Below are 12,420 nucleotides of genomic sequence, written 5' to 3' on the forward strand. Positions count from 1 at the left end.
TGCATATAAAAAATCCTGTCGGTGATTTCTCACCAACAGGATTTGTCGAACAACCTTTTTATTAGAACAAATCATCCATCCGGGCAGTGTTTTCTACTTCTTCTGCTACATAGTTTGGAGTGATTTCTTCTACTACTGTATTCTCTACTGCTCGATTCACTAATTCTTCTACGTTCAATCTTGCTTCGTATTCTCTTGCTTTTTCTAATTTTGGTTTTGTTTTTGGACTTGGTGGTGCAAAAACAGTACAACAATCTTCAAATGGTTGAATCGATAATTCAAATGTATCGATTTCTTGTGCAATCGCAATAATATCTAGTTTATCCATTGTGGCAACTGGTCGAATGATTGGTGTATTCGTTACATCATTAATCGCAATCATGCTCTCTAATGTTTGAGAAGCTACTTGTCCTACAGATTCACCATTCGCAATGGCTAAGCCATGATTTTTCTCACGTAATTGATCTGTAATTCGTAACATCATTCTACGCATTACTGTCATCAAATAATTTTCAGGGACAGCTTTTTTAATTTCTTCTTGAATTTCTGTAAATGGTACTGTGAAGAATTGTAAACTTCCCCCATAGATTGCAACTTTAGCAGCTAGTTGTTTTGTTTTTACCAATGCTTGAGGGCTTGTATAAGGCGGACTAGCAAAATGCACACATTGTACTTCCATACCTCTCTTCATTGCTAAATAAGCAGCAACTGGAGAATCAATTCCTCCTGATAACATTAATGATACTCTACCACTTGTTCCAACAGGTAAACCTCCGGCACCTTGAATCGTTTGTAAACTCACCATAATATGTTGACGACGAACATCTACACGAACCGTAATATCTGGTTGTTTTAATTGTACACGAATTTCTGGATATGCTTCTAATACTGCATCTCCTAAAAATAAATTAATCTCATTCGTATCCATCACAAATTCATGGTCACTACGTTTTGTAGCAATTTTAAAAGTTTTTCCATTTGGATTTTCTTTTCCAACTAAATCCAATACGACTTCTTTCACTTTCTCCATGTCTTTTTCTAAAATATAAACAGGAGAAAAGGATTGAATACCGAAAATTGGTTTTAATAATGGAATAATCTCTTCTTGAGAAACTCCATTTAAATCTAAGTACATAAAATCATAATCAGGGAAAACTCGAACTTGAGGATAATTCATCAATGCTTTTTTAATATTATTGGCTAATTTTTGCGTAAACATTTTTTTATTACGACCCTTAGTCGATAATTCACCATATCTTACTAATAATCTAACTTTCACTTTTTCACTCCTTTATTTTAAAAATTCAAATTTTTTCATTAATTTTTCTAATACTTCTACAAATTGTTTTGCTTCATCCATTGTGTTCAAATATGAAAAACTTGCTCGAACTGCACTTGTTGCCCAATAATCAGGAACATTCATCGCAGCTAAGGTACTAGAACTATCTGATTTTTTACTTGAACAAGCAGAAGTTGTTGAAATATAAATTTCTTCCTCTTCAAAAGCATGAACTAGCACTTCTCCACGAACTCCTTTTAATGCAAAACATAGAATATGATCCACTCCCTCTTTTGGAGAGAAAATTTTAATTTGAGGTTGTTGTTCTAAAAAATTCCACAAATAGTCTCTAATTTCCTTCATTGGATGTGGAGCTTCTAAATACATACGCATTGCTTTAGCAGTAGCAACAATTCCAGGTAAATTCTCAGTTGTGCTACGTTCAGTCTTTTCTTGGCCTCCGCCTGTTAATAACGACTGAATTTTTCTTCCAGCTTTTTTATAAAGTATTCCAACTCCACGTGGTCCATGGAATTTATGAGCCGATAAACTTAATAAGTCAATTCGTCCAAGAGCTAATAAATCTGGAACTTGTTCTAAAGCTTGAACCGCATCAACATGAAAATGAACCCATGGATATTGTTCAAGAATACGAGAAATCTCCTTAATATTTTGACTCACACCAATTTCATTGTTCACCGCCATTACAGAAACTAAAACTGTTTCCTTTTTTAGCATAGATTCTAATTGTTCTAATGAAATTTCACCTTTGTTATTGACATCTAAATAACTGATTTCAAATCCTAATTGAGCTAATTGTTTCACCGTATTTAAAACGGAAGGATGTTCAATTTTTGTCGTAATAATATGATTCCCAAACACTCTTTTTTCCAGTGCCGTTCCTTTAATGGCCCAGTTATTACTTTCTGTTCCTCCAGAAGTAAAATAAATCTCTTCTGTTTTAGCACCTAAAAGAGTCGCAATATGTTCTCTTGCTTTTTCTAATACTTGAAAGGCTTGTCCTCCAAGTCGATGTAAGCTTGAAGGATTTCCCCAAAAACGCTCGCTTGTTTGAACATACGATTGTAATGCTTCTGGAGCAATTTTTGTTGTTGCTGAATTATCAAAATAAATCATAATATCTCCTTTTCTACATCTCATAACGGCAAAAGGAGAGAGTTCTTTTTACGAAAGAACCCCTCCTACCATCATTTTTTATTTAAACTCACTAGTTAGCTACAATGTTTACTAATTTTCCAGGAACTGCAATAACTTTACGAACTGTTTTGCCTTCAATTGCGGCTTTTACAGATTCATGATTTCTTGCAATTTCTTCCATTGATGCTGCATCACTATTTGCTGGAACCATTACACGAGCTTTAATTTTTCCATTTACTTGGAAGATAACTTCTACTTCATCTTCTACTAAGAATTTTTCATCGTAAGTTGGCCATGCAACATAGCTAATAGATTCAGTTGCGCCTAGTTTAGACCATAATTCTTCTCCTAAGTGTGGAGCGATTGGTGCTAATAATTGAACTAAACCTTTCATATACTGAACTGGAAGAGCTTCTGTTTTATACGCTTCATTTACAAAAATCATCATTTGAGAAATAGCTGTATTAAAGCGTAATGCTTCATAATCTTCAGTAACTTTCTTAACTGTTTGGTGATAAATTTTATCTAATGAGCCATCATTGAAAGTTGTAATACGGTCACGTAATTTACCTTCTTCATCGACTAGTAATCTCCAAACACGTTCTAAGAATTTACGGCTTCCTTCAAGACCTTTTTCACTCCAAGCAATTGAAGCATCCAATGGTCCCATAAACATTTCATATAGACGTAATGTATCTGCCCCATATTGACGAACAACATCATCCGGATTCACAACATTTCCTTTTGATTTAGACATTTTTTCATTACCTTCACCAAGAATCATTCCTTGGTTAAATAATTTTTGGAATGGTTCTTTATTCGGAACAACACCTAAATCGTATAATACTTTATACCAGAAACGAGCATATAATAAGTGTAATACTGCGTGCTCTGCACCACCGATATATAAATCAACTGGTAACCATTCTTTTAATTTTTCAGGATCTGCAATTTGTTCTTGATTATGAGGATCAATATAACGAACAAAATACCATGAACTTCCTGCCCATTGTGGCATTGTATTTGTTTCACGACGTCCTTTTAATCCTGTTTTCTCATCCGTAACATATAACCATTCTTCAATAGCTGCTAATGGAGATTCACCTGTACCACTTGGCTTAATTTTATCTGTTTTTGGTAATACTAATGGTAACTCTTCTTCAGGAATAGTTGTCATTGTACCATCTTCCCAATGAATGACAGGAATTGGTTCTCCCCAATAACGTTGACGAGAGAATAACCAGTCACGTAGACGGTAACTTACTTTTGCTTCTCCAACGCCTTGTTCTTTCAACCATTCATTCATTTTTTCAATGGCATCAGCTTTATTTAAGCCATCTAAAAATTCAGAATGAATATGAACTCCATCTCCAGTATAAGCTTCTTGAGTCACATCTCCACCTTCGATAACTGGAATAATATCTAGACCGAATACTTTAGCAAATTCATAGTCACGTTCGTCATGAGCAGGTACCGCCATAATCGCTCCTGTTCCGTAACTCACTAATACATAGTCTGCAATCCAAATTGGGATTTCTTTTCCGTTAACAGGGTTAATCGCATAAGCTCCTGTAAATACCCCTGTTTTTTCTTTTGATAATTCTGTACGTTCTAAATCTGATTTAGTAGAAACAGAAGCAATATAAGCATCCACTGCTTCTTTTTGTTCTGGAGTTACAATTTTTTGAACTAATTCATGTTCAGGTGCTAAAACATTATAAGTAGCTCCAAATAATGTATCTGGACGAGTTGTAAATACTTCAAAACTTTCATCTGAATCTTTTACTTTAAATGTTACTTGTGCTCCTTTAGAACGACCAATCCAGTTTCTTTGCATATCTTTGATACTTTCTGGCCAATCTAAATCATCCAAGTCTTCTAATAAACGATCCGCGTAAGCTGTAATTTTTAACATCCATTGTTTCATAGGTTTACGGTACACTGGATGTCCACCACGTTCTGATTTACCATCAATAACTTCTTCATTAGCTAATACTGTTCCTAAAGCAGGACACCAGTTAACCGGTACTTCTGCTTCATACGCTAAACCTTTTTCTACTAATTTTGTAAAAATCCATTGAGTCCATTTATAGTAATTTGGATCTGTTGTATTAATTTCTCGATCCCAGTCATAACTAAATCCTAGTTCTTGAATTTGACGTTTGAAAGTTGCAATATTTTTCAATGTAAACTCAGCAGGGTCATTCCCTGTATCTAACGCATATTGTTCTGCTGGTAAGCCAAATGCATCCCATCCCATTGGGTGTAATACATTATACCCTTGTGCACGTTTCATACGAGAAACAACATCTGTTGCTGTATATCCTTCTGGATGTCCAACGTGTAACCCTTGTCCTGATGGATATGGGAACATATCTAATGCGTAGAAATTCTTTTTATTTTTATCTTCCGTAGTTTTAAATGTATGATTGTCTAACCAAAATTTTTGCCATTTTGGTTCGATTTCATGATGATTAAATGACATAATTTTCCCCTCTTTTCTGGAAATACCTAAAGAAACGCCCTAATGTCTCTAAAGACAATAGGACGTTTCCACGTGGTACCACCTAATTTTATACTTAACATACTCTTAACGCGAGTGAAACGGAATTTCTTACTTGGTTTCAGAAATTCAGCTAAAAGGCGAGTTCAAAACTTTTCATGATGCATTTTCACCAACCATGCACTCTCTACTACAATCGAAATTTCTACTATTCCTTTGTCTGCTAATATTTACTAGCATTATATCAATTTATTTTGAAACAATCAAGACTTGTCCTGGTTGGATAATATTAGACGTTAATTGATTCATTGCTTTTAATTCATCTAATGTTAATCCATGATTTTTCGCAATTCTCCATAAGCCATCTCCAGCTTTTACCGTATAGGTACTTTCAGAGCTTTGAGTAGTAGTATTCGCTTCTTCTGATGAACTACTTGAGCCATATGAAACAATTAATCCTTGTCCTGGATAAATTGGGCTATCTACGCTTAAGTTATTCCATTCTAATAATGTTGATAATGAAATACCATTGTTACGTGCGATACGATATAAAGTATCCCCTTGGTGAACATAGTACATTTGCGCATTTCCAGATGTAGATGTTTCTTCAGAAGAAGCAGTTTCCTCTGTAGTTGTCACTGTTTCTTCAGTTGAACTTGATTCATAAGCATTACTTAATTGTAATACTTGACCTGGATGAATAACTGAGTTTAAGTTTAATCCATTTAAACTTAATAAATCTTGGATACTTGTTCCTGTTTTACGAGCGATTGCATATAAACTATCGCCACTGACAACTGTATAAGATCCAGCACTTGAAGATGTTTGAACTTCGTTAGAAGCAGTTTCTTCACTGTTTGTTTCTTCTGTGCTTGTTGTTGCTTCTTCAGTTGTAGAAACTTCACTACTTGAAGATAATTTTAATACTTGTCCAGGATAGATAGTTGAAGTTAAAGTTAATCCATTTAAGCTTAATAAATCTTGAATAGATGTTCCTGTTTTACGTGCAATGGCATATAAGCCGTCTCCACTGACAACTGTATAACTTCCAGTAGAAGTTGAGCTAGATTCCTCTGAACTTGTGGATGTTGCTTCACTACTTGTTTCTTCAGTACTAGTTGCTGTTTCCTCTGCTGAAGAAGCTTCACTATTTGAAGATAATTTTAATACTTGTCCAGGATAAATTGTTGAATTTAAACTTAACCCATTTAAACTTAATAAGTCTTGAATAGATGTTCCTGTTTTACGAGCAATCACATATAAGCCATCTCCACTGACAACTGTATAGCTTCCAGCAGAAGTTGTAGTAGCTGTTGAAGTTGATTCAGTTGATTTTGTTTCTTCTTTAGGAGCACTTTCTTCTTGTTTTGTTTCAGTAGATACTGATTTTGAAGATAATGCTAAAACTTGTCCTGGATGAATAATTGAGTTTAAATTCAATCCATTTAAACTTAATAAATCTTGAATACTTGTTCCTGTTTTACGAGCAATCGCATATAAGCTATCTCCACTGACAACTGTATAGCCATCTCCATTAGATGTTGTAGTTTGATTATTCGCAATTTCTTCAGCCATATTTACAGCTGTTTCTGTATCATATTTTGTTAATCCAAATTGTTCAATAATACGATTTAATTTAGAACCGTAAGCTGTATCCGTTGCATAACGACCAGTTAAATATGCTGTTGCATCTTGATAGCTATTTGTTTTACTCTTCCAAGCTCCAGAATAAAATAATGGTGCACCAGTAATCCCATTTACAATTTTATCGGCATAATCTTCTAATGATTCTTGATATGATGGATATTTTCTAAAGTTTGCTTGAATACTATAGTAATTTTGTCCACCACTATCTTCTAATGTCTGCATATTAACAGATTGTCCATTATAACTTCCTTTTACACCAAATAAATTATGGTTTGGTGCTTTCGATAAAGCACTTGTTCCCCAACCTGATTCAAGAGCAGCTTGAGCAATCATAACAGAAGTATAAATATCTTTACCTCTTGCAACATTTTGAGCTGCAGGAATAATATTACGTAAAAATTGAGTAGCAGCTGTTGAAGCTTCTACTACACTAAAATTAGCAGATAATAATTGATCAACAGGAGAAACATATAACCCCACACAGGCAGTCGTTCCTACTACGATTAATGATCTTTTTAATGATTGATTCATCATTTGTACTTTTTGTAATTGTTTTTCTTTTTTATTTCTTAAAATTCGTTCATTTCTAGTCTCTAACATTTCTCGATTCCTCCTACTTCATTCATTATCCATTATAGGAGAAAGTTTTTTGATTCATAGGGGAACGTTGCACGAACACATCAAACGTTGTATACTCTTAACAACCGTAAACCTTTTGTAATAAATGTTAAAGATTTGGTAAAGGAGTTCTAAATATGATTCAAAACGCCCAAAAATTCAGCCATTCCATATTACAAGAATGTATCAAGCCTGGAGATTGCGTGATAGATGCAACAATGGGAAATGGAAATGATACTATTTTTCTTTCAAAACTAGTTCAAGCAGAAGGAAAAGTATTCGCTTTTGATATTCAAGAAGCAGCACTCATAAAAACAACTGAAAAGATTCAAACATTAGATACGAAAGAAAATATTCAGCTCATTTGTGACTCCCATGCAAATCTATCTACTTATGTTCAACAACCGATTCAAGCAGCAATCTTTAATTTAGGATATTTACCTGGAAGTGATAAGTCGATTATTACGACTCCCGACTCCACCATTCGTGCCATTGAATCCATGATAGAACTATTAAGAATTGGTGGTCGTATCGTATTAGTTTGTTATTGGGGACATGAAGGTGGAGATACAGAATTATCACAATTACAACAGTTTCTTCCGACATTAGATCAACATGAATGGACAGTGTTACAGTATCAATTTATCAACCAACAAAACCAACCACCTATTTGTTTTGTCATTGAAAGAAAACGTTAAAAAAAGACTTTTGCGCTCGCAAAAGTCTTTCTTACTTACTATTGATGGATCATTTGTTTTTTTACAAATTCTTGATAGTGTGGATGTGTTTCTAATAATTCAGAATGAGTTCCTACTCCTGTAATCTTTCCATCTTCAAGGAAATAAATTTGACTAGCATCTTGAACCGTCGATAATCGATGAGCAATCATCACTTTTGTTAGATGACGATATTCATTTTCTAATGTTTGAATAATCTTATGCTCTAAAATACTATCCAATGAAGAAGTTGCTTCATCTAAGAAAATTAATTTTGGATTTCTTAATAAAATACGAGCAAATGCCAATCGTTGCTGTTGCCCTCCTGAAAAATTATCTCCTAATTCTGATACATTTGTATGAATGCCTTGTGGTAATGCTGTTACAAAATCATAGATTTCCGCATCTTTCAAAGCTTGTTCAATAGCAACTTGGTTAACCGTTTCCTTCAACCCCCAAGTTAAATTATCTAAAATTGTTCCTGCTAATAATGTTTCATTTTGTGCAAGATAACCAATTTGATTTCTATATTCTTGAAGATTTACTCTGTTTAAGTCGTAAGAATCGATGGAAACTTGTCCATTAGTTGGTTGTATCATTCCTAATAAAAGACTTAACAATGTACTCTTACCAGCTCCTGATGGCCCAACAATCGCTACGGTTGAACCAGAATGAATTTCCATTGAAATATGATTTAATACTTCTGTTTCCTCATAATTAAATGAAACATCTGATAATTGAATGGTTGCATTTGACAAATCAACCACTTCTCCAGTATTTTGTTGAATTGTAATTGGTTTACGAATCAATTCTAATAAATCACTCATTGATCCTTGTAATTTAGATAATTCCCCTAAAAAACTACCGACAGAACTTGCAGGTGTTAATAACATAAAGATGTAAATTAAGAATGAAATAAATGTTCCAATCGTCATTTCACCACTAGAAAGTAATAAGCCACCAAATAGGAAAATGAAACTTAATACAATCGTTACAAAAAATAATGAAAAAGGCTGCATTAACGCTTCAAAAAATCCTAATTTTACAGATTGTTGATACAATTCTAAATATGACTCTTTCATCTTTTGTTTACTTTGATCTGTAGCATTATTCGCTAAAAAGAATGTACGATTTCTAAAATACTCTCCTAATTGTCCAATCACTTTGATAGTTACTTTTTGTTCAGATTGACTAATATTCGAAAGCAGTTTACTCATTGGATTTAAGACTAAAAAGATTGAAGGAATTCCTAATATAATTACGACAGATAATTTCCAATTTAAAATAAATAAGAAGATTAAAATCCCTACTATAGTTACAATACTTTGAATAAAAGTTGGCAATTGGAAAACGATAAAGTTTTTTAATTTTTTACTTACTTCAATAATTTCACCAGCTGATTCTCCACTTCTTTTTTGAGATTCTTGTTCGTTATAAAGAACACTCTCATAAGCTTTCATACGAAAATCAAGTACAATATTTTCCCCAATTTTTAACAATCCATAATGGGCACTGAATGATAATAATAACTGTAAAAACAGAAGTGCAACAATGAACATAATATTTTGAAAAATATTTTTTCCATCTCCATTATCTAATAATGACTGTACTAAATAAGGAATTCCTAATGTTAGTAAGCTCCCTAAAATACCAATCAACAACCATGGAATCATCTTTAATTTAACTTCTTTTGTTATCAAATTTTGCATTGTAATTCCTCCATTTCTTTTTTAAACACAATAAATTTTTCTATAGAATATCACTTTTTCAATTTTTGTCAATTATATTTTTAATTTTTATATAATTTTTCTAATGTTTTTTTAATTTTTATATGTTTTAAAATTAAAAATGTAAAAAAGACTTTTGCAGTCGCAAAAGTCTTCATTTATCATTACTCATGAATCTTCTTATTTTTCTCCATATTAGCCAGCATCAATTTTCGGTACAAATGAATATTGATTTTTAATGCTAATGCAGCAATTCTTCTTCCTTTTTGGAAAATAGTATTTTTCGCAATCTCAAAGGCATGTTGTTTCAAGTAGTGACGCACTCTTGGATAATCTGCTAAAGTTGCAAAATCATCTTCCACTAGCATTTTATCTAAAATATAAAAATGTGCGTAAGATAATCTAAAGAATGCTTCTTCTTCCAATTTAGGGAATTGCTGTTTTACTAAATCATAAAATTGTTGATAAATCGTAATATATACTAAATCACGTTCACGATAAGGATTTGTCGTAATACTTTGTTGTCTATGATAGTAATAATAATACGGTTTCGTATTAACAACATATTTTTTTGCAATTTGAACTAATTGATAGTGATAAAATGCATCTTCATAAATTTTTCCGACTGGAAATTCTATTTTATCAGCAATCTCTTTTCTCATTAATTTATTACAAATCGTTCCAGGAACTTTTTGTCCAATTAAATATTCTCTTAAAAACTCTTCTTGATTCAATACTAAATACAAATCTTCTCGATCACATTGAGGAGTTTGGTTTGTCGTATAAACATTCATAACATTACAACTTGAAACATCTGCATTTTCAGTAATAAGTTGTTGATAAAGGGACTCAATCATTTCTTCATGAATATAATCATCTGAATCAACGAACAAAACATACTCACCTTTAGCATTTTTTTGTCCTTCATTTCTTGCTGAAGATAGGCCTCCATTTTCTTTATGAATGACTGTTATTCTCTCATCTGTCGTCGCTAATTCATCACATAGCCGTCCACTTGAATCGGTAGCACCATCATCAACTAATAAAATTTCTAAGTTAGAATAAGTTTGTGTTTGAATAGATTGAACACATTTTTCTAAATATTGTTCGACATTGTATACAGGTACAATGACACTAATTAATTCAGTCATAGCTTACCCTTTCTTCAATACTTTATTTTTTACTGCATGAATCACTTCATAGAAAATTTCATCTTTGACAAGTACTAATACAACTATATAATAAATGACACAGCTAACAATTGTTACAAAAATATTGATGAGCAATGCCCCATTCACTACCATTTCAATTGGACGAATCCAAGAAATCAATCCATAAATAATGAAAAATCCTGATGAATAGAGAACGTATTTACCAGCATGAATAAATAATTTTCTTAAATCGATTAACTTATTCTTATTAATTAATAAGATGTCTAATGCAATTACTAATAATTCAGCAACAATCGTTGTTAAAATATACCATTCTGGTTTTGTAATACCTACAGTAGCTAGAATAGAGTTCAATACTAAGTTTAATCCTCCACCGATAAAGTAGAACATCGTTAATTTATTTTCATAACCTTGTACAAAAATAATTTGATTTTCTAAAATTAATGCCATTGCCCATGGAATAGAACGAAGGGCAAATAGGAACACACTAAAGCTAGCATCTAAATACTGCTCTCCTGCATATAATACAGTCGCATGACTTGCTAAAATGGCTAATCCAAAATTTAACGGCGTAATACAGAACATAAAAATTCTTCCGCCCTTATTGACTAAATCATCATAGGCTTTCTTATCATTAATTCCTAAATAATAGCCAAGTCGTGGAATACTAACACTTACCGCCCCACTAATGACTCCAGAAATAGAAAACACTAATGTTTGAGCAATCGTGTAATATGATACATATTCTGGTAAAGCAATGGAAGATAAAAACATTCGATCTAAATACGTATAAAGCATCCCTGCATTTGCTAATAAAAGGATAGCAATTAACGGTTGAATGACAGCTTTAACATCTTTCCATTGAACGCCAACAAAGTGGACTTCTTTTTTAATCCAGAAGAAACTTGCTAAATAATTTAACAGTGTCGCAATGGACATTAAAAAGGCATACGGTACAATATCATGCTCTGTTTTTACAAATGTAAAAATAGAAACAAGCATAAAGATTCGAATAAATAAAGTCTTATACAAAATAAACGTGTAATTTTCAAATGCTTCATTCATCCATTCAATATTTAAAAACTGTGCAAACACTTGTATCGCCATAATATAATACAATGTTTTTAATACGGGAGCACCTTCTATTTGGAATGTGATAATAAAATAGACAATGGTTGTAATGACCGTACAAAATAAGGAAATATAAAAGAGTAATGAAAAAATCCGATTAATCTCTTGTTTATTTTCCTTTGCCTTACTAATGGCTCGAATTCCATAATTATAAATTCCTAAAGTTGCAAAAGGGATAAATAATCCAATGAAAGTATTCGTAATATTGAAATACCCATACTCTGTTTTATTTAAAATTCTAGCAATATAGGGACCTGTAATTAGTGGAAAAACAATATTTAATACTCGCATTAAAAGGTTTGCGATAGCATTTACTTTAATATTTTTCATAATTCACCTCATTTTACTGGAGATAGTATAGCAAATTCATACAAAGATAGAAACAAATATCTTAGATATTAAACAATTCATAAGAATTGAGTAGTTTTCGTTCTTACGATCCTTCTTCTACTACACTTCAACAGACATA

8 protein-coding genes and 1 other annotated feature are annotated in these 12,420 nt (G+C 32.4%); of the genes, 1 reads left to right on the forward strand and 7 read right to left on the reverse strand.

What is annotated here, in order from left to right; genetic code table 11:
* Positions 1-61 precede the first annotated feature (61 nt).
* The 4 genes from thiI to RYK07_RS05040 form a co-directional block, all read right to left on the reverse strand.
* Positions 62-1,279, reverse strand: coding sequence for a tRNA uracil 4-sulfurtransferase ThiI (thiI, locus tag RYK07_RS05025; protein ID WP_314852698.1), 1,218 nt, complete (start codon positions 1,277-1,279; stop codon positions 62-64).
* 12 nt (positions 1,280-1,291) lie between these two features.
* The gene (locus tag RYK07_RS05030; RefSeq protein ID WP_314852735.1) at positions 1,292-2,416 is read right to left on the reverse strand and encodes a cysteine desulfurase family protein; all 1,125 of its coding nucleotides are present in this window, start codon (positions 2,414-2,416) and stop codon (positions 1,292-1,294) included.
* A 91-nt stretch (positions 2,417-2,507) separates the two neighbouring features.
* Complete coding sequence (leuS, locus tag RYK07_RS05035; RefSeq protein WP_314852700.1) at positions 2,508-4,922, reverse strand: leucine--tRNA ligase; 2,415 nt, start codon at positions 4,920-4,922, stop codon at positions 2,508-2,510.
* Between the two features lie 55 nt (positions 4,923-4,977).
* Positions 4,978-5,170, reverse strand: a binding site (T-box leader).
* A 19-nt stretch (positions 5,171-5,189) separates the two neighbouring features.
* A complete protein-coding gene (locus RYK07_RS05040; RefSeq protein WP_314852702.1) occupies positions 5,190-7,187 on the reverse strand; it encodes a LysM peptidoglycan-binding domain-containing protein in 1,998 nt (665 codons plus the stop codon).
* A 155-nt stretch (positions 7,188-7,342) separates the two neighbouring features.
* On the opposite strand from RYK07_RS05040, the gene RYK07_RS05045 reads away from it, so the two are divergent.
* Positions 7,343-7,903: a class I SAM-dependent methyltransferase gene (locus tag RYK07_RS05045; RefSeq protein WP_314852703.1), complete on the forward strand. Its 561-nt coding sequence runs from the start codon at positions 7,343-7,345 to the stop codon at positions 7,901-7,903.
* Positions 7,904-7,941: 38 nt separating this feature from the next.
* Here the strand turns inward: RYK07_RS05045 and RYK07_RS05050 are convergent, their stop codons facing one another.
* The 3 genes from RYK07_RS05050 to RYK07_RS05060 form a co-directional block, all read right to left on the reverse strand.
* Complete coding sequence (locus RYK07_RS05050) at positions 7,942-9,630, reverse strand: ABC transporter ATP-binding protein (RefSeq protein WP_314852705.1); 1,689 nt, start codon at positions 9,628-9,630, stop codon at positions 7,942-7,944.
* Positions 9,631-9,812: 182 nt separating this feature from the next.
* The gene (locus RYK07_RS05055; protein ID WP_314852706.1) at positions 9,813-10,799 is read right to left on the reverse strand and encodes a glycosyltransferase family 2 protein; all 987 of its coding nucleotides are present in this window, start codon (positions 10,797-10,799) and stop codon (positions 9,813-9,815) included.
* A 3-nt stretch (positions 10,800-10,802) separates the two neighbouring features.
* The gene (locus RYK07_RS05060; RefSeq protein WP_314852708.1) at positions 10,803-12,281 is read right to left on the reverse strand and encodes an oligosaccharide flippase family protein; all 1,479 of its coding nucleotides are present in this window, start codon (positions 12,279-12,281) and stop codon (positions 10,803-10,805) included.
* Positions 12,282-12,420: the final 139 nt, after the last annotated feature.

Origin of the sequence: uncultured Granulicatella sp. (assembly GCF_963528315.1) — a bacterium.
GTDB lineage: Bacteria > Bacillota > Bacilli > Lactobacillales > Aerococcaceae > Granulicatella.

Bases quoted from the DNA above. Each gene is read 5' to 3' on its own strand.
- RYK07_RS05050 (WP_314852705.1), bottom strand. From the start codon at position 9,630: ATGCAAAATTTGATAACAAAAGAAGTTAAATTAAAGATGATTCCATGG.
- RYK07_RS05060 (WP_314852708.1), bottom strand. From the start codon at position 12,281: ATGAAAAATATTAAAGTAAATGCTATCGCAAACCTTTTAATGCGAGTA.
- RYK07_RS05055 (WP_314852706.1), bottom strand. From the start codon at position 10,799: ATGACTGAATTAATTAGTGTCATTGTACCTGTATACAATGTCGAACAA.
- RYK07_RS05030 (WP_314852735.1), bottom strand. From the start codon at position 2,416: ATGATTTATTTTGATAATTCAGCAACAACAAAAATTGCTCCAGAAGCA.
- leuS (WP_314852700.1), bottom strand. From the start codon at position 4,922: ATGTCATTTAATCATCATGAAATCGAACCAAAATGGCAAAAATTTTGG.
- RYK07_RS05040 (WP_314852702.1), bottom strand. From the start codon at position 7,187: ATGTTAGAGACTAGAAATGAACGAATTTTAAGAAATAAAAAAGAAAAA.
- RYK07_RS05045 (WP_314852703.1), top strand. From the start codon at position 7,343: ATGATTCAAAACGCCCAAAAATTCAGCCATTCCATATTACAAGAATGT.